The organism is Bacillus sp. J14TS2, assembly GCF_018333015.1.
GTDB lineage: Bacteria > Bacillota > Bacilli > Bacillales > Bacillaceae_C > Lederbergia.
Map to the genome: position 1 here is coordinate 1 of NZ_BORE01000003.1, position 17,901 is coordinate 17,901.

At 37.3% G+C, this 17,901-nt stretch carries 15 protein-coding genes and 1 pseudogene; 14 read left to right on the top strand and 2 right to left on the bottom strand.

Going from position 1 to position 17,901, the window contains the following annotated elements; genetic code table 11:
- Positions 1 to 204 precede the first annotated feature (204 nt).
- The gene (locus KI375_RS04985; protein ID WP_244852296.1) at positions 205 to 684 is read left to right on the top strand and encodes a transposase; all 480 of its coding nucleotides are present in this window, start codon (positions 205 to 207) and stop codon (positions 682 to 684) included.
- A 659-nt stretch (positions 685 to 1,343) separates the two neighbouring features.
- On the opposite strand, the gene KI375_RS27900 is transcribed toward KI375_RS04985, so the two are convergent.
- Complete coding sequence (locus KI375_RS27900) at positions 1,344 to 2,291, bottom strand: methyl-accepting chemotaxis protein (RefSeq protein ID WP_374706811.1); 948 nt, start codon at positions 2,289 to 2,291, stop codon at positions 1,344 to 1,346.
- Positions 2,286 to 3,131: pseudogene (locus KI375_RS27905) on the bottom strand (cache domain-containing sensor histidine kinase); the annotation flags it as partial. The gene KI375_RS27900 and the pseudogene KI375_RS27905, both read right to left, overlap by 6 nt.
- A 726-nt stretch (positions 3,132 to 3,857) precedes the next feature.
- On the opposite strand from KI375_RS27905, the gene KI375_RS04995 reads away from it, so the two are divergent.
- From KI375_RS04995 to KI375_RS05055, 13 genes are all read left to right on the top strand, one after another.
- Positions 3,858 to 4,490 carry a GntR family transcriptional regulator gene (locus KI375_RS04995; protein WP_244852298.1) on the top strand — a complete coding sequence of 211 codons (633 nt, stop codon included), beginning with the start codon at positions 3,858 to 3,860 and terminating at the stop codon, positions 4,488 to 4,490.
- A gap of 67 nt (positions 4,491 to 4,557) precedes the next feature.
- Positions 4,558 to 5,652 (top strand): mannonate dehydratase, encoded by a 1,095-nt coding sequence (uxuA, locus tag KI375_RS05000; protein WP_212972441.1) that lies wholly within the window; start codon positions 4,558 to 4,560, stop codon positions 5,650 to 5,652.
- A gap of 56 nt (positions 5,653 to 5,708) precedes the next feature.
- A complete protein-coding gene (locus KI375_RS05005) occupies positions 5,709 to 6,554 on the top strand; it encodes an SDR family oxidoreductase (protein WP_212972442.1) in 846 nt (281 codons plus the stop codon).
- Between the two features lie 49 nt (positions 6,555 to 6,603).
- Positions 6,604 to 7,758 carry a Gfo/Idh/MocA family protein gene (locus KI375_RS05010; RefSeq protein ID WP_212972443.1) on the top strand — a complete coding sequence of 385 codons (1,155 nt, stop codon included), beginning with the start codon at positions 6,604 to 6,606 and terminating at the stop codon, positions 7,756 to 7,758.
- Positions 7,759 to 8,470: 712 nt separating this feature from the next.
- Positions 8,471 to 9,733 carry an ABC transporter substrate-binding protein gene (locus tag KI375_RS05015; RefSeq protein ID WP_212972444.1) on the top strand — a complete coding sequence of 421 codons (1,263 nt, stop codon included), beginning with the start codon at positions 8,471 to 8,473 and terminating at the stop codon, positions 9,731 to 9,733.
- Positions 9,734 to 9,775: 42 nt separating this feature from the next.
- Positions 9,776 to 10,687, top strand: a complete 912-nt coding sequence (locus tag KI375_RS05020; RefSeq protein WP_212972445.1) for a carbohydrate ABC transporter permease — start codon at positions 9,776 to 9,778, stop codon at positions 10,685 to 10,687.
- 3 nt (positions 10,688 to 10,690) lie between these two features.
- A complete protein-coding gene (locus KI375_RS05025; RefSeq protein ID WP_212972446.1) occupies positions 10,691 to 11,563 on the top strand; it encodes a carbohydrate ABC transporter permease in 873 nt (290 codons plus the stop codon).
- A 67-nt stretch (positions 11,564 to 11,630) separates the two neighbouring features.
- On the top strand, positions 11,631 to 12,269 hold the full coding sequence (locus tag KI375_RS05030; RefSeq protein WP_212972447.1) for a YesL family protein: 639 nt from the start codon (positions 11,631 to 11,633) through the stop codon (positions 12,267 to 12,269).
- A 177-nt stretch (positions 12,270 to 12,446) separates the two neighbouring features.
- Positions 12,447 to 13,100 (top strand): bifunctional 4-hydroxy-2-oxoglutarate aldolase/2-dehydro-3-deoxy-phosphogluconate aldolase, encoded by a 654-nt coding sequence (locus KI375_RS05035; RefSeq protein ID WP_212972448.1) that lies wholly within the window; start codon positions 12,447 to 12,449, stop codon positions 13,098 to 13,100.
- Positions 13,097 to 14,110: a sugar kinase gene (locus KI375_RS05040; RefSeq protein ID WP_212972449.1), complete on the top strand. Its 1,014-nt coding sequence runs from the start codon at positions 13,097 to 13,099 to the stop codon at positions 14,108 to 14,110. Before KI375_RS05035 ends, KI375_RS05040 begins: the two co-directional genes overlap by 4 nt.
- A gap of 325 nt (positions 14,111 to 14,435) precedes the next feature.
- On the top strand, positions 14,436 to 15,398 hold the full coding sequence (locus KI375_RS05045) for an ABC transporter permease (RefSeq protein ID WP_212972778.1): 963 nt from the start codon (positions 14,436 to 14,438) through the stop codon (positions 15,396 to 15,398).
- A gap of 16 nt (positions 15,399 to 15,414) precedes the next feature.
- Positions 15,415 to 16,284 carry a carbohydrate ABC transporter permease gene (locus KI375_RS05050; protein ID WP_212972450.1) on the top strand — a complete coding sequence of 290 codons (870 nt, stop codon included), beginning with the start codon at positions 15,415 to 15,417 and terminating at the stop codon, positions 16,282 to 16,284.
- A 54-nt stretch (positions 16,285 to 16,338) separates the two neighbouring features.
- Complete coding sequence (locus tag KI375_RS05055) at positions 16,339 to 17,868, top strand: extracellular solute-binding protein (RefSeq protein ID WP_212972451.1); 1,530 nt, start codon at positions 16,339 to 16,341, stop codon at positions 17,866 to 17,868.
- Positions 17,869 to 17,901: the final 33 nt, after the last annotated feature.

Consider the following 17,901-nt stretch of genomic DNA (forward strand, 5'->3'; position numbering starts at 1 on the left):
AGACGCACTCATGACACCAGATAAAAAGGCCCTCCATGTCTTTGATCGAGGATATTTCAACTTTGAAAAATTTGATCTTTATTCTTCGAACGGAATTCGATTTGTTACACGGATTAAAAGCAATACCTTGTACGCGTAGTCGAAGAGTTACCGGTCGATCCATCTTCTTCCATTACACGACATGCCGTTGTGAAAATTGGCACCATGAAGACCCCTTTACAATTAGTCGAGACAGTAGATAGCGAAGGCAATAAGATTTCCATTATCTGCAATGATGCAAAAGTCAAGGCGGAAGAAATCAGTGATCTCTATCGGAATCGGTGGCAGATTGAGCTATTCTTCAAATGGATCAAACAACATCTTGTCCTGAAGACGTTATATGGAAAAGGAAAAAATGCGGTCTATAATCAGGTTTATATTGCGATGATTACCTATTGTTTAACATTACTCATGAAGAAGAAAGTAGGCTACAAAGGAACATTGCTTGAAATGCTAAACGGTATGAGTGATTATTGGTCAAAGCCTATGGTTGAGCTGATTTCAGAGTTGTGTAAAGAACCAGAGCGATCTTCTCATGGTCGACGCAGGCCTGAACATCAGCGGATTTTTGAAGAAACTCTCGCACAATATGAATTTGGGGATATTTTCCATTTGGAGGACCTAACTTACGATCCCATCATTTGAGTCCATGTACATCTCCCATTCGGTTGATTGGAGTGGAAGTCGGCGACTCCTGCGGGAATAGCTTGAGCGGAAGGCCCCACAGGCGCGATAGCGGCGAGGAGACTGAAGCCAAGCCCGCGGAAAGCGTCCGACTGGAGCGGAAATCAACATTGTTCGGATTTTAATACTACATTTTCTATTATGATATTGGGTTATTTAATATAAAATTCTAAAAAAATGGATGAAGGACTACCCTTAATTCCCATTCTCCTTTTTTTTTGCAAAGAGACGATATATAACTGAATATTCAGTTATATATCGTCTCTCGTAGAAAACAAATCACTTGACTTTATTATCGCTTTTTTATGCAACGCTAGTGGGAAACTATAAAATTTTTGGCTTGTGGATAAGTTGTAATTTTGAGTTTTGTCATCCAGCTCCAGCGCCTAGCCCCGAGAGGCTCGCAGGATGCGAGTCCATCGGCGTTGCGCCAGGATGGCGCGAACTTAGCCGATGTTCTGCTTAATAACCCTGAACCTATGAAGGGAAAAAGCCCCTTCCTAGGTTCAGGAACATTTGCTTGTCGGAGGCCAACAGGATGTTGGTCAGGAAGGCGTTGCGCCAGGAAGGCGCGAACTTAGCCTTTCTTCTTACATCAAGGCGCTTGCGCTTTTGTTCTATTACACTTTAAAATTCCCCAAAATCTCCTGCAATTCTTCCGATAATCGTTTTAATTCATTTGAAGTGGTGACAAGTGAATCACTCACTTTTAATTGTTCTTCCGTTGAGGCTGAGACTTCTTCACTAATTGCAGAGGACTCTTCTGCCGTTGCACTCACTTGCTGAACTGTGGACGACAAGACATCCTGTGACTCTTGTAATTGTCGGATTGAATTGGACACATGCTCAATTTTGCCCATAAATTCATTCATATGTGTGCCCACTTTATTTAAAATCACATCTGTTTCCTGTGCTTTTACGACTTGTTCTTTAAAAACAGGATTTGCTTCCTCTAATACTTGTAGTGTACCATTTACTTCATTAATAATGGCGAGAGTGATATTCCCTACTGTGTCAATCGATTCTTTCGATTGGGCAGATAACTTTCTGATTTCATCGGCTACAACGGCAAATCCTTTGCCTGCTTCGCCTGCTCGAGCTGCTTCAATGGCGGCATTTAATGAGAGTAAATTGGTTTGTTGGGCAATATTGGTTAGAATCTCCATAACCTCACTGATTTGATTTGTACTTGCTTTTAATGTATCAGTTTTGCTAATCAGAGCGCTCGTCATTTGCTCGCCGTGCTTTGTCTGAGTCACGAGCTCATTCATTTTGCTGATCCCTTCATTACTACCTGCTAAAACTTCTTTAGCATAGTTTTCCATCTCTGTATTATTACTGTATACATTCTCTACTTCAACATTAATGTTCATAGCTAAACTGTTGCCATTTTCAGCTTCGTGAGTTAAATTAGCTGCCCCACTAGAAATTTCTTCAGATGCCACGGCAACTTCTTTTGCCGATTCTGATTGAACTTTCGATATTTCACTTAATTCAACGGCTGCTTGTAAAACCTTATTTGCCGAGTCCCTTGTTTTCCACATCATTTCTGAAATGTTTTCTAGCATTTTGTTAAAGCTGTTGGCTACAAGCCCGATCTCATCTTCACGATTTGTAAGATCAGATCGTGTCGTTAAATCTCCATTCTGGGCCACAGCCATTAATTCCGTTATTTTCCCCAAAGGAATGCCGACCATATTGACAATTCGTCTTCCAATCACTAAAGAAACGATAATCGATAAAATAATCATTAACACTGTGACATAAAAAATAATTCTCGTATCCTTGGTTAATTCAGAAGAAGATACAGCCCCTGCTAAGTACCATTCCGTGCTTTCAGGTTTTGTTTGAAAAATCAATTGCTTTCCTGATTCAAATACATTTGCATCTGAATCTGTTGAAATAGAATAGGAATTTTCCTTATTGATTTCATCATCATCAAACGAAAATACGATGCGATTATTTTGATCGATCAGTTTAGCTAAGCCCGTTTCTCCAAACCGAACGCCTTCTAATGATTCTTTTAGTAAATCATTATCTACTTCAAGAATAATAAAGTAGTCGCTACTACCGATATTAACCTTTTGCCCAAAACTAATCGTTGGATAAGTACTATCACCGTTAAGTCCTGCTTGATTTCCTCCGATCCATATGGCTCCATTTTTAGCATCAAGTGCATTTTTATACCAATCGGATTCTATAATTTGCGTACTATCTGGAATGCTTGAAGATGAAAGGACTTCAGATTTTTCGACATCAAATAAATGTATATTTAAATAATTATCTACCAAAGCCACACCTGTTAAATCTTCTTCAACCTCTTTTTTTAATTGAAAATATTGATAGTCATTCGTCTCTCCAGCCAACTCATGTAAAGAGCTTAGATTACTTGTAAAACTCTTTTTCATGATCAGTTCAGTAATACGGTTTTTATAATTACTAAAAACAAAGTCTAATTTATCTCCAGCTTGAATAATCGTTTGTTCTGATGCATCCTTCACTTTTGATTTAATGATCTGATTAGAAATGACATAAGAGGAAATGCCCACAACAGAAACGAATATTAAAACAGTTACAATAAAATTGTATAAAATTTTTGTGCTAATGGATTTTTTCGTCTTTATCGATCCTAGTTTTTGTTTCTTTGTATGTAATTTTCTGTTTTTTAAAGAGATTTTTTGAATAAGTTTTTTACCTAATCCTTTGGTCTTATTCAACCACTTTCTTAGCTGCCCCAATGTTCCTTCCTCCCTTAATGTTCAAAATTCAACATGTTCTCAGTGATGCTATTCGTGCAAGTTTGAGAAAATTCTAAATATGAATCCCCTTTCTTTTATCCTGGTTATTTTATCCTTAAATCCATTTTTAGCTAGATTGATTATACCATTTGTACTAGAATAATTGACAATAAAATGCAGAAAAAAGGAAAAATCTTGTAAAATTATTAAAATAATAAGGTTAAAAAGACCTATTGAAAACACTATTGTTATGGCGAAGAACATCAAAATTATTACTACCATACTAGTATACAAATATTACGGAAGATGTTATTATAAATTTGTTTATGATTATAAGCCGGGGTGAGAGACATTAATAATGCGCGGACAAGAACGAATGGTTCTACGAGGGATTATGTGTATGAAACGATAAAAAAACAAATTATTCATTGTGAGTTAGAGCCTGAAACGAAAATCTCCGAAAATGAAATAGCGACTAAGCTTAACGTAAGTCGAACTCCTGTAAGAGAAGCGTTTTTGACATTAGCAGAAGAAGAATTAGTGGGAATTTATCCACAAAGCGGAACTTTTGTCACGAAAATTGATTTAAACTTAGTGGAAGAAGGACGGTTTATTCGAGAAAATATTGAAAAGGCAATTGTGCGAGATGCTTGTGGTAGCTTTGACGATGATCAACTAATGAAATTAGAGAAAAACTTAGTTATGCAGAAATTATGTTTGGAAAAAGATCTGATTTCTGACTTGTTTGAGCTTGACGAGTCTTTCCATCTTTTATTATTTGAAGGCTGTAAAAAAGTTCGCTCGTTTAAGATGATCAGACAAATGAATAGTCATTTTGATCGAGTACGAATGTTAAGTATCGCTTCCAATTTGAATTGGTCTCTCCTTTTTGACCAGCATAAAGCGATCTACCAATATATAGCAGAAAATAAACCAGATCTCGCAGAAGATATGATGGCACAGCATTTAAAATTAGTAAACTTTGAAAAGGAAGAACTTAAATCGCGTTATCCAGATTACTTTAAATAGGTTCTAACGGATAACGCCCTATTTAGCATGTGCAGGAAAGCGTTTTCTATATTAGGAGGAATAAGGCATGAAGATGGTATTTCGATGGTTTGGGGAAGGGAATGACAGCGTAAGCTTACGTCATATTAAACAAATTCCTGGAGTGGAAGGGCTTGTTTGGGCACTTCATGATATTCCAGCAGGTGAAGAGTGGCCGTTGGAGCGCATTCTTGAAGTAAAGCAGCAAGCAGATGGATATGGATTTCACATGGAAGTTGTGGAAAGTGTTAATATTCACGATGATATTAAGCTCGGCTTACCTTCTAGGGATACGTATATTGAGAATTATAAAAAGACGATCAAGAATTTAGCTAAGGTTGGTGTAAAAGTTATTTGTTATAATTTTATGCCTGTATTTGATTGGGCAAGAACCGATTTAGCTAAACCGTTGGAAGATGGTTCAACTGCCTTATTTTATGAAAAGGTGAAAGTGGATGGAATGGACCCTATAGAATTAGTAGAGAAAATTGCTCATACCCCTGGTTTTACGATGCCAGGTTGGGAACCAGAACGTTTAAAGTCGTTGAGGGAGCTTTTCATTGCCTACAGTAATGTGTCGACAGAGCAATTATGGAATAACTTGAAGTACTTTTTAGAAGAGATTATTCCAGTGGCTGAATTACACGATATTAAAATGGCGCTTCACCCAGATGACCCACCGTGGGAGATATTTGGTTTACCGAGATTAATGACTTCACAAGATAATATTCGAAGATTTCTTCAGCTTGTCGACAATCCATATAATGGTATTACTTTATGCAGCGGTTCTTTGGGTGCTAATCCCCAAAACGATATCCCAGCGATAATAAGAGCATTTGCTGACCGCATTCCATTTGCTCATATTAGAAATGTAAGAATCTATGAAAATGGCGATTTTATTGAAACATCGCATCGAAGCAAAGACGGATCTCTTAATCTGTATGAGATTGTCAAGGCGTATCACGATTGTGGTTTTACTGGTTATGTCCGCCCAGATCATGGCAGGCATATTTGGGATGAAGAATGCCGGCCAGGATATGGTCTATATGATCGTGCTCTAGGGATTATGTATCTTTGGGGAATATGGGACTCGTTAGAGAGCAGCAAAAAGGAAAAAAGGGTCTATTCGAAAACGATGTCCTAGTAACGATCGTATAACATCTGTTTAGAAATACCGAATCTGAAAGGGGAGGGGACATTTTGCTTGCAAAAAATCCTAACTTAGATGGGAAAGTAGCCGTCATAACAGGTGGTGGAGGAGTTTTATGTGGTTGTATGGCGAGAGAACTTGCTAGACAAGGGATGAAAGTAGCAATTTTAAACCGCACATATGAAAAGGCGGTGAAAGTAGCTGATGAGATCAGAGCGGCGGGTGGAGAGGCATTTCCTGTTCGATGTGATGTTTTAGATCAAGAAAGTGTTAAAAAAGCAGATGAATTGGTTTTTGAAAGGTACGGGAATTGTGAAATATTAATAAATGGTGCAGGAGGAAACCATCCACAGGCAAGTACAACAAATGAAATCTTTCAGCTAGCAGATGTAGATGACAAAGATATTCAATCATTCTTTGATTTATCTACTAAAGGGTTTGAATCTGTTTTTCATTTGAATTTCATTGGTACATTAATTCCTTCACAAATTTTTTCGAAGCGAATGATCGCAAATCAAGGGTCGATTATTAATATTTCATCGATGAGTGCTCCTAGTCCAATGACAAAGGTTCCTGCCTATAGTGCAGCAAAAGCAGCAATTAATAATTTTACTCAATGGCTATCTGTTCATATGGCATCAGCAGATATTCGCGTCAATGCGATTGCGCCTGGTTTCTTTTTAACCGATCAAAATCGCTCCTTGCTTACGAATGAAGATGGCTCCCCAACTCCAAGAATGGAAAAGATAATCGCCCATACACCGATGAGAAAATTAGGCAGTCCAGAGGATTTATTAGGCACTTTACTTTGGTTAGTAGATGAGCAAGCGAGCGGGTTTGTAACAGGAATTTGTGTCCCAGTGGATGGAGGATTTATGGCGTATTCGGGTGTGTAAGAGATTCGCCTTTTAAAGCTCAAATAATCAAAAGGGAGAGATTGCTACTATGTTAAATATCGCGATTATTGGTACAGGGGCGATTGCGCCTGCTCATATGAATGCCTATTTAAATTTTCCCGAACGATGTAATATTGTTGCTTTATGTGATGTATTCCCTGAAAAAGCTAAAAAACTAAAGGAACAATTACACCTGGCAGTCGATGTTGTCGACAATCACAAAGCTCTATTAGATCGGACAGATATTGATCTTGTCTCTGTTTGTACTCCGCCTTATACGCATGCAGAAATTGCCATTGATTTCTTGCGGGCAGGCAAACATGTTTTAGTAGAAAAACCAATGGCTTCCTCGCTTAAAGAATGCGATGCGATGAATCAAGCTGCCCACAAGCATCGGAAGATTTTATCCGTTGTTGCTCAGAACCGTTTTACAACCCCGATGATGAAGCTAAAAAAAGTGCTGGACACTAAATTAATGGGACCAATCGTTCATACCCAAGTGGACTCTTACTGGTGGCGAGGTCATAGCTATTATGATTTATGGTGGCGAGGTACATGGGAGAAAGAAGGCGGAGGCTGTACATTAAATCATGCCGTCCACCATATTGATCTATTCCAATGGATGAATGGGATGCCGGCAGAAATAACAGCGATTACAAGCAATACCTCTCATGATAATGCTGAAGTAGAAGATATCTCGATCGCGATTGGCAAATATGAAAATGGCAGTCTAGCGCAAATTACGAGTTCGGTTGTTCATCATGGAGAGGAGCAGCAGTTGATTTTTCAAGGGGAAAATGCGCGTGTATCAGCACCATGGAAGCTCAAAGCTTCTCGTTCAAAAGAAAATGGTTTCCCTGAAGACGATAAAACCTTAGAAGCGGAGATTCAAAAAGTGTACGAACAACTTCCAAAGTTAAAATATGAGGGACATACTGGTCAGATTGACAATGTATTGACAGCAATTGAAGAAAATAAACCAGTTTTGATTGATGGAGAGCAAGGGCGGCAAACATTAGAACTGATTACAGCCATTTATCAATCTTCTAGTCTGGGAAAAACGATACAACTTCCACTGGAAGAAGATAGCCCATTCTATACAAGAGTAGGAATCTTAAAGAATGTCACGCATTTTTATGAAAAAACGACAGCAATTGAAAATTTCAATAGCAATGAGATTACTACAGGCGGTAAATATGAATAAAACGGATGTACTCTGAAAAGAGTTTGTAAAAAGGTCTTCTGGAGTCCTTGAAAACAGATGGTACTCACTTTTCAAGGTGGGAGTAGGAAGCCCGAATTGTTGTATAAGGGGTCTCGGTCTTCCGCTTCCTTTATTTTATAGTCGTTATCTTGAAAAAATTCTGAACTTACCACCAAAAAGGGGTTTTAACAAATTAGGAATTTTACAGATGCAAACAAATATGAAGAAGGAATGTTTGCATTTTAAAAGTAGATTTACAATAGAAATTTACCAAGAACGAACAGAAGGAATTATAGTCTTGGGAATGATTTCATAAGTACTACTATTTGTGTAAAGTATATAAAGCTTTATTTTTGATTAATGAGAAAAAGAGTTATATAGAAGGAAATCCAAAAACTTTGTATATTCAATGAACAAACTAATGAAGGCATTGTTATAATAATGCCCAAAATTTAGTAATTGATTCTACGGAAGGTTACAACCTTATTCAAAAAATCTCCTAAAAAAAAAGACTAGGAAATACCTAATAAAAGGTTTTTTAATAAATCAATGAAACTTTTTCTTTTGTGATAGCGCATTCATTATCAGGGATATAAACATTGTTCTTTCATCAAAGACCACCACTATAGGTAACGTAGATAGATTTAAGGAGGTGGTATATTATATAGCTTTTTCTTTGTTTCTCCAATAAATAAAAGGGTGGTGTTGAAAAATGCAAGGAAAGTTAGTATTTGTTTTTCTATGTTTGCTTCTTATTCTTTTTGGATGTTCATTCTCTGCATCTAATGAAAAGAAGAATGAATTGACCATTTGGACTTTTACGGATGAGGCAAAGTATGCTGTTGAGAAATTTGAGGAAAGAAATCCTGACATTGATGTAAACCTTCTCTTTATTACCAATGATAATTATGTACAAAAATTAATATCTGTTTTGCAGGTGGAGAAAAATGTACCAGATATTTTCTTTGTAGAGAATACGTATTGGCCACAAATAAAAGAAATACCACGCCTAGAGAATTTGTCGCAATCACCTTATCATGCTGAGGAAATACTTGAGCAGCAGTTTCAATATATTCAGGACATCGAAACAGATGAAGATGGGATTATCAGGGGCTTAGGTTATCAGGGGACCCCAGGGGGATTCTATTATCGAAGAGATCTTACGGAAAAGTATCTAGATACAGATGATCCTGATAAAGTAAGTGAGATGATTTCCAGCTGGGATCAAATTATGGATATTGGCGAAATGGTTTTTAAAGAAAGCGGTGGGGAAATTCACGCATTAGGTGGTTGGAATGATATTGATGTGGTGGAGAGTGCGAATATTAATGAACCTTGGGTCGTAGATGGAAAATTAGTGATTGATTCTGTACGAATGAATGAATTGGATTTATTAAAAGAAGCAAGAGAAAAGAACGTGGAAGCAAAATATGAGAGTGGAGGATCGGCGAAAACAGCCTCCATGCAAAATGGGACGGTAATGTTTTATCCGGCAGCTACATGGGGATTGCCGTATACATTCGAAAAGGATGCTCCAGCAACTGCTGGAAAATGGGGGTTGGCCCATGGCCCTAAATCATTCAGTAGTGGCGGTACTTATTTAGCGATGTATAACAAAAGTGAGAATAAGGAGTTTGCTTGGGAATTTATGAAATTTTATACGTCTGATTCAAAGTTTTTGAAGGAGCTTGCAGAAAGTCAACAATATTTTCTTAGCAATAGAGAGATTGATTCTGAATTAGCCCCAAAACTAACGTCTGAATTTCTAGGTGGACAAAAGTATTTTGAGTTTTTTGTAGAAGCTGGAGAGCAAGTCCCTTCAGCGCCACAGACGAAATATGATAATGATTTTAATGGAATATGGAGTGATAAGGTCAATAATTATTTAAATGGAAGGTACAAAACAAAAGATGAAATGATTGAGTCATTCAAAACAGAAGTTGGGCATAACTTTCCTGAAATTGATGTGGACTAGCCATACAGCTGGAGTTTATATACCGGAAAAGGAGGACTGAATATGTTTTCAAAACTTTTACGAAAAGATCACTATGGGTATGTTTTTATCGCCCCATTTTTTATCATTTTTCTTGTTTTTGGATTATATCCAATTGTATATTCCTTCTATTTGAGCTTTACCAATTGGGATGGTTTTGGTACTCCGGTTATAGTTGGCTTTGAGAATTATCAACGACTTTTTGGCGATTTTTTCTTTTATAAATCATTGTTTAATACACTACTTATTTGGGGCGTTTCGGTTATACCTCAGTTAACTGTAAGTCTAGTACTCGCTGTAGTCCTACATGAAAAGTTTGTCAAAGGAAAAAGTATTTTTCGGGCTGTGTTTTTCTTTCCGAATATTGTGACAGCCGCATCATTAGGACTTTTAGTTGGGTTGATTTTTAGTTGGCAAACGGGAAGTTTTAACCAATTATTAATGAGTCTCGGTTTTATTCAGGATCCGATTCATTGGGCGGATAGACCGATGTTTATGAGAATACTAGTTTCATCTATTCTCTTTTGGCAGTATTTTGGCTATTCCATGATTATCTATATCGCTGGTCTTCAGGGGATTTCAAAAGATTTATTAGAAGCTGCCGAAATTGATGGCGCTTCCAAAGTGAAAGTGTTTTTTCATATTACATTACCACTTTTAAAACCAATCATTATCTTCCAAGTTATAACTTCAATTATTGGGGGGATGCAAATATTTGATCAACCATATACCTTAACAGACGGTTCAGGGGAGCCGGACAAAGCCACATTAACGAGTGTGATGTATTTATATGAGACCGCGTTTACAAGATATCAGTATGGTTACGGTTCAGCGATCGCATTCGGGTTGTTTATCGTGATTGTGATCTTTTCGATCCTTTCCTTTGTGATTACAAACCGAAGAACAAATACCGAAGATATTCAAGGGAGGTCATAAAGGATGGCACAGAAGATGGTGCAAATGGAAATCAGCCGATCAATTCGGAAGTCTAAAAAGATGAAACCGAGTCATATTATCATTCATGTTTTGCTCTTATGTTTGGCCATCATTTGTATCGTTCCCTTCTATATTATGATTATTTATGGGACACATACAAATGCGGATATTGCCTCCAAATTCATCTTTCTACCTGGACACGCATTAATCGAAAATTACCAATCGATGAATGAGAATATCAATATATGGCGTGGCTTTTTGAATAGTTTAATTATCTCAACATGTTCAACCGCGTTGACACTTTATTTTGGGGCTTTAAATGCCTATGGGTTTGCTAAATATAAGTTTAAAGGGAATAAAGTGTTGTTCTGGTTTGTATTAGCAACGATGATGGTTCCCCAGCAGCTCGGACTTGTGGGGACTTTCCGGATTATGTATATTTTGAACCTATTGGACACATACGCAGCCTTAATTTTACCGGCCGCTGCTAATGCCTTTGCTGTTTTCTTTGTCAAACAATTTATTGATGGGACCATTCCAGACGAAATTATGGAATCGGCAAGGGTCGATGGAGCTGGGGAGTTTAAAACATTTAACCGCATTATTTTGCCGATGCTATTACCAGCATTGGCCGCATTAGGTATTTTTACCTTTATCGGTTCGTGGAATAACTTTATCGGACCATTGGTCTTACTTTTTTCCAATCAAAAATATCCACTGCCTTTATTGGTTCAACTTCTTCAAGGGTACTATGGTACCAATTATGGTGTTCAGTATTTAGGTGTCGCACTGTCCGTTCTACCGATTATTATTGTTTTCGCAATATTTTCCAAGCGAATTATTGGTAGTGTAGCGATTGGAGCAGTAAAGGGCTAATTGAAAGAAAATGAGGGGACTTGGCAAAATTATTGTCAAGTTCCTGACAAGGGAGAGTGATCAATTCATGCAACTAAATGGCCTCATGAAGGTGGTTTATCAAGCTGGAGAATGGGTGATCAAGCTTGTCTATGCCAATCTATTATGGGTGTTTTTCACTATATTAGGGCTAGGGATTTTTGGATTTATGCCAGCAACGGTCGGTTTATTTACTCTTTTGCGGCAGTGGATTATGGGAAATGAAAAAGAATCTGCCTTGCAAATCTATTGGAATAGTTTTAGACAAGAATTTTTAAAATCCAATTTGTTTGGTTTGTTATTTTTAGTAGTCGGCTATATATTAAGAATCGATATTATTTATCTTAAAACTTCTCCTCATTTCGTATTTCAAGTACTCCTTATTGTTATGTTTTGCTTAGGAGTACTATATTTTATTACTATATTGAACTTTTTCCCTGTGTATGTTCACTATGAAATTTCCTTTTTTTCGTATATTAAATATGCTTTGTTGATTGGGATCTCTCAGCTTTCATCCACAATTATGATGATGCTCGGTTGTATCGTTATTTTCTGTTTATATTGGTATTTTTCCGGACTCATTCCGTTGCTTTGTGTGAGTTTATTTAGTTTAAATCTTATGTGGTTTGGTTATCGGTCGTTTAAGAAAATTGAATATGAACAACAGGCAATGACAACTCGTGTTTAAAAAAACTACTCGATGATCTCTAACTTTATTTTTATATTACTTACTATATAATTATATATGCGCTTTCATCTATGATAAAATGAATCTGGTTCCATTTTAGGAGTAATATTGGGAAATGGAAAAACAATAAACTTGAAGTTTCATACTTTTGATCTTAACCGAAAAAAGAGGTGCAAAATGAAAAGGGTTCAATTGCTTATTAAGATTGCAGAGGCTGGGATCGTAGCTGTCATTAGGGCAGATTCACGGGAAGAAGCTGTAGAGATTTCTAAGGCCTGTATACAAGGAGGAATCAAAGGCATTGAAATTACTTTTACGACTCCTGAAGCAGACAAGGTGATAGAGGAGTTATCGATACAATATAAGGATGACGCTAATATTGTGGTTGGTGCAGGAACGGTATTAGATGTTGTCACAGCAAGAATGGCGTTGTTATCAGGTTCAGAGTTTATTGTGAGCCCTTGTTTTGATGCAGAAACAGCTAAACTTTGCAATCTGTATCAAATTCCTTATATGCCAGGGTGTATGACGATCACAGAAATCAAACAAGCTTTAGAATCTGGTGTAGATATAATCAAACTTTTCCCAGGCTCTGCTTTTGGTCCGGACTATATTAAGGCAATTAAAGCGCCCCTTCCACAGGTGAATATCATGCCAACGGGGGGCGTAAGTTTGGATAATCTCGATCAATGGTTAAAAAGTGGCTGTGTAGCAGTAGGTGTTGGCGGACAACTGATTTCGCCTGCTAAGAATGGAGAATATGAAAAAATTACGGAAAATGCTCGTCTATATGTGCAAAAGCTTGAGGAAGTCAGAGGGGAGATCGTATGAAAAAAATTGTTACATTGGGTGAGATATTATTACGTCTTTCGACTCTTGTTGGTGAGAGGATTCAACAATCCAATCAACTGCTGATGCATTATGGAGGAGCAGAGGCTAATGTGGGTGTATCATTGGCTAATCTAGGATTAGAGGTTTATTTTGTTAGTAAAGTTCCAGATAATCCGCTTGGTCAAGGGGTAAAAAGGTATTTAAAAGCGAACGGAGTACATACGGATTATGTAGAAACAGGGGGAGAGCGATTAGGTACTTATTATATTGAAGCAGGAGTGGGTGGAAGAAGTACACAAGTTACGTATGACCGAAAGGGTTCTAGCTTTGCGCAAATGAAGCTGGATGAAATAGATTTTACCGATATTTTTAAGGACGCTTCCCTTTTTCATATATCAGGCATTACACCTGCAGTCTCTCCTATGATGAAAAAATTAACAGGCGTTGCCTTAAAAAAAGCTAGGGAACAAGGGATACTCACAAGCTTCGATTTTAACTATCGTGCGAAGCTGTGGTCTCAAGAAGAAGCTGGGGCAACCATCAAGGAATTTCTGCCCTTTATTGATCTGTGTTCCTGTGGAGAATTAGATATGCTTTATTTACTTGGACTTCCGAGAACGGAGGAAGGAAGGGACCAGACGGAAAGACTTTATGAGTACTATAAAACGCTCCAAGCTCAATACCCAAATATAAAATATTTCAGTTCAACTTTTCGCGAAGTGATTTCTGCTTCTACCAATACTTTGCAAGGAAATTATTATGTTGCTGGAAAGCTCCATCAATCGAAAGTCTTTCACATCGATCATATCGTTGATCGAGTCGGAGGAGGAGATGCCTTTACAGCAGGAATTCTATATGGACTAATAACGAATATGCCACCTGAACAAACGGTTTCCTTTGCCACCGCAGCTTCTTCCTTAAAGCATACCATTCAAGGAGATGGCAATACTTTCTCCAAAGATGAAATTATTGCCTTCGCTGAACAAGAGCCTGGAAAGATTGTTCGATGAGGGAAGGATTAAATGAGGGTATTGAATGTTCGGAAATAGGAAGATTTTTATACAGACGTAAATATTATTATCATAAAAAGTCTCTTTAAGAACGATTCTTAGGGAGATTTTTTTTGTTCAAAAGAAGACAGTAAATGGATTTTAAACTCCTTATATAAAAATAAATCAATTATATAAAAAAAGTGCTATTCCCTTATTTGTCTAGGTAAAAAGAGTCCTATTGCGGGAAATCAACGAAACGAGTAGTTTAAAAATATGAAAATGGTACTTGTTTCATTTTAAAGGAATGGAAAGGAGTGAGGTAATATTGGCTAGTAAGATTCCGATGCAAAAAGCAATAAATGAAAACGTATACAGAGAAAAAGAAAATTTTCAATTGAAGATTAGAAGGTTTGGAAGACATATGGTTAGGGACCGGTATCTATATTTATTAGCATTGCCCGGTATAATCTATTTTTTAATGTTTAAGTATTTGCCTATGTGGGGGATCACGATTGCTTTTAAAGACTTTTCGCCTTTTTTAGGATATGCAGATAGTCCTTGGGTTGGCTGGAAACACTTTGCAAGATTATTTACACATTCCGATTTCTTGATGATTTTGCGAAATACATTAGCGATTAGCTTTTTAAATTTGATTTTTTTCTTTCCACTGCCCATTATACTTTCTCTATTGTTAAACGAGCTAAGAAGTCAGAGTTATAAACGTGTGGTTCAATCAATTATTTATCTTCCCCATTTTTTATCATGGGTGATCATCGCAAGCTTATCCTTTATGCTTTTATCCAAATCTGGAGGTGTGGTTAATCTTTTATTTGACTATTTTGGATTTGAAAAATTTGATTTTTTAACAAATCCCAATACTTTTTGGTTTTTATTAACAGGTCAATCGATTTGGAAGGAATGTGGCTGGGGTACAATTATCTTTTTAGCAGCCATCGCTGGTGTTAATACAGATCTGTATGAAGCAGCAAGGATAGATGGGGCCAATCGATTCCGCCAGATTTGGCATGTAACTTTACCCGCCATTCGCAACGTGATTGTAATTTTATTGATTTTACGTCTTGGAGATATCATGGAGGTTGGCTTTGAGCAAGTGTTCCTTATGTATAATGGCGCTGTTTCAGAAGTTGCCGAAGTATTCGATACATATGTGTATCGCGTAGGGATTCAACAAGGACAATTTAGTTATAGCACAGCAGTCGGCCTATTTAAATCATTTGTAGGACTTATCTTAGTCGTCATTGCTAATCGAATGTCCAAAAAGTTTGGTGAGGAAGGAATTTATTAGATAGGGGTGATGGGGGATGAAAGTGAGTATTGGAAATCGGGTTTTTAATGTCTTTAATATTTTTATTTTGGGCATCATTGCGGTGATCACGCTTTTTCCGATTTATTATGTATTTGTCGTTTCTTTTACAGAACCAACAGAATATCTGCAAAAAACTTTCGTGTTATTTCCAGAGAAATGGTCATTGGCTTCCTATAAATATCTATTATCAGCAGATGCTTTTGTACAATCACTTGGTGTGAGTACATTTTTAACGATAGTGGGGACTTTTTGTAGTTTACTCATCACTTCTTCTCTCGCTTATGCTTTATCGCGTAAGAAGTTTAAAGGGAGAAGAGTTCTCTTACTATTAATACTATTTACGATTTTATTTAGTCCCGGTATTATTCCTAATTATTTACTTGTTAAAGAACTAGGTTTACTCAATAGCCTTTGGTCTGTCATCCTTGTTTCCCTTTCCAATGGTTGGTTTGTTATTTTGATGAAAGGATTTTATGACAGTATCCCTGATTCTTTAGTTGAAGCAGCGACCATTGATGGATGTAATGATATTACCGCATGGGTGAAAATTATACTTCCACTGTCCTTGCCATCCATTGCAGCCTTTGGTTTATTCTTTGCTGTGGCCTATTGGAATCAATACTTTAATGCCCTGTTGTATTTGAATGATGCAAGTAAATGGCCCATTCAGGTTTTATTGCAGAATATGTTAATTGACGCGTCAGGCAGTAGTTTAGGGGATGTGGATCCACTCATTAAACCACCTCCCTCTGAAACCTTGAAAATGGCTGCCGTCGTGATTGCGATTGTGCCGATTCTACTTGTCTATCCATTCTTACAAAAGCATTTTGCGAAGGGGGTGATGATTGGATCAATCAAAGAATAACGCTCAGTTTCGAGGTTGTTTTTATTAAAAAAATAATGTAAATGGGGGAGAAAAATGGTGAAAAAGGGATTTATACTGATTAGTGTTCTACTCTTACTTTTTTTGACAGCTTGTAGTAGCGGAGAAGAAAAAGCATCAACTAAGAAGGAAGAAGATGGAGAAAATACTAATGGAAGCGATGAACCGACTGAAGTGCATATCATGAGTCATTTCTTTAGCGCAACACCCCCAGGTAAGGATTCTCCAATTAAAGAAGAAATCGAAAAAGCAACCAATACAAAATTAGAGATTGATTGGGTGTCAGCAAATAATTATGGAGACCGATTCAATGTTACATTGGCATCAGGAGAACTGCCGGAATTGATGTTAGTCCCAGATCCATTTACTCCTGTTTTCAGACAGGCAGCAGATCAAGGAGCCTTTTGGGATTTGTCACCTTATATTGACGATTATCCCAATATCAAAAATGGAATTGAAGAGATTGCCTGGGATTTAACCAAAATGAATGGGGCAAATTATGTTATCCCGCGACCAAGACCTGCTGAAGGAGAAACCTTCTTTATTATTCGGAAAGATTGGTTAGATCGCGTTGATATGGAAGTGCCAACGAATACTGATGAGCTATACAAAGTAATGAAGGCTTTTAAAGAAAAAGATCCTGATAATAATGGCAAGGATGACACTTTTGGCTTTATTGGCGAGATTGGCGATGAAAATATGGGAGCAATGGGGAACTTTAAAGGAATCTTTACAGGTGTGAATGGGGAGTGGAAAGAAGGGAATGGTCAATTGACTCATACAGTGTTTCTTCCTGAAACCCGTGATGCGCTTGAATATTTAGCGAATGCTTATAAGGATGGACTACTAGCAGAGGATTTTGCATCTTTGCAGAATAGTCAAGCGAAGGATATGTTTAAAGCAGGAAAAGCAGGAATAATCAATGAGAAAGCTGGGGCATTGCAAGATTATTATGAACAAATTATCCAAATCGAACCAGAGTTGAAGTTCACGGATCTTTTGCCAATTACAAATATAAATGGCTTTAATCCGCAAGGTCCAGGGTTTGCTGGTGGAAATGTCATTCCAAAATCTGTACCTGAGGAGAAAATGAAAGAAATATTAGCGATGATTGATCGTTGGATGGAAGATGATGTCTTTATCTTGCATAAACAGGGCATTGAGGGAATCCATCATCAGGTGGAGGATGGCGAAGTTGTCATTGATACAGAAAAAATGGAGAAGGATGCAGTTGGCGACTTTAATCAAATTGTCTATGTTTCCGATCCATATGCCAGCTCAACGAAACCGACTTTCCCTGAGGATGCCCAGAAATTATATGAAGAAATCCAAGACGAAAGAGCGAAAACCAGTGTCCCAAATATTGGGATGGGGCTTTATTCAGAAAAAGGCAACACGTACTTGCCAGAGTTTAGAAAGAAAGTTCAAGATCTAAAAACGAAAATCATTTTAGGCAAAGAACCTATTACTGCATGGGATGATTTAGTAGAACAGTTAAAGGATGATGCTGATATGAAAACACTGACAGAAGAGATTAATGAATCCTATCAAGCTAGGGAAAGTTAATATACTCAATCTTGAGGCTGGGACTTAACTAAA

What these genes read in the sequence shown, in the direction of transcription:
- uxuA (WP_212972441.1), top strand. Translation starts at nt 4,558, where the DNA reads ATGAAGATGGTATTTCGATGGTTTGGGGAAGGGAATGACAGCGTAAGC.
- KI375_RS05040 (WP_212972449.1), top strand. Translation starts at nt 13,097, where the DNA reads ATGAAAAAAATTGTTACATTGGGTGAGATATTATTACGTCTTTCGACT.
- KI375_RS27900 (WP_374706811.1), bottom strand. Translation starts at nt 2,291, where the DNA reads ATGCTAGAAAACATTTCAGAAATGATGTGGAAAACAAGGGACTCGGCA.
- KI375_RS05025 (WP_212972446.1), top strand. Translation starts at nt 10,691, where the DNA reads ATGGCACAGAAGATGGTGCAAATGGAAATCAGCCGATCAATTCGGAAG.
- KI375_RS05010 (WP_212972443.1), top strand. Translation starts at nt 6,604, where the DNA reads ATGTTAAATATCGCGATTATTGGTACAGGGGCGATTGCGCCTGCTCAT.
- KI375_RS05020 (WP_212972445.1), top strand. Translation starts at nt 9,776, where the DNA reads ATGTTTTCAAAACTTTTACGAAAAGATCACTATGGGTATGTTTTTATC.
- KI375_RS05035 (WP_212972448.1), top strand. Translation starts at nt 12,447, where the DNA reads ATGAAAAGGGTTCAATTGCTTATTAAGATTGCAGAGGCTGGGATCGTA.
- KI375_RS05050 (WP_212972450.1), top strand. Translation starts at nt 15,415, where the DNA reads ATGAAAGTGAGTATTGGAAATCGGGTTTTTAATGTCTTTAATATTTTT.
- KI375_RS05055 (WP_212972451.1), top strand. Translation starts at nt 16,339, where the DNA reads ATGGTGAAAAAGGGATTTATACTGATTAGTGTTCTACTCTTACTTTTT.
- KI375_RS05030 (WP_212972447.1), top strand. Translation starts at nt 11,631, where the DNA reads ATGCAACTAAATGGCCTCATGAAGGTGGTTTATCAAGCTGGAGAATGG.
- KI375_RS05045 (WP_212972778.1), top strand. Translation starts at nt 14,436, where the DNA reads ATGCAAAAAGCAATAAATGAAAACGTATACAGAGAAAAAGAAAATTTT.
- KI375_RS04985 (WP_244852296.1), top strand. Translation starts at nt 205, where the DNA reads ATGAAGACCCCTTTACAATTAGTCGAGACAGTAGATAGCGAAGGCAAT.
- KI375_RS05015 (WP_212972444.1), top strand. Translation starts at nt 8,471, where the DNA reads ATGCAAGGAAAGTTAGTATTTGTTTTTCTATGTTTGCTTCTTATTCTT.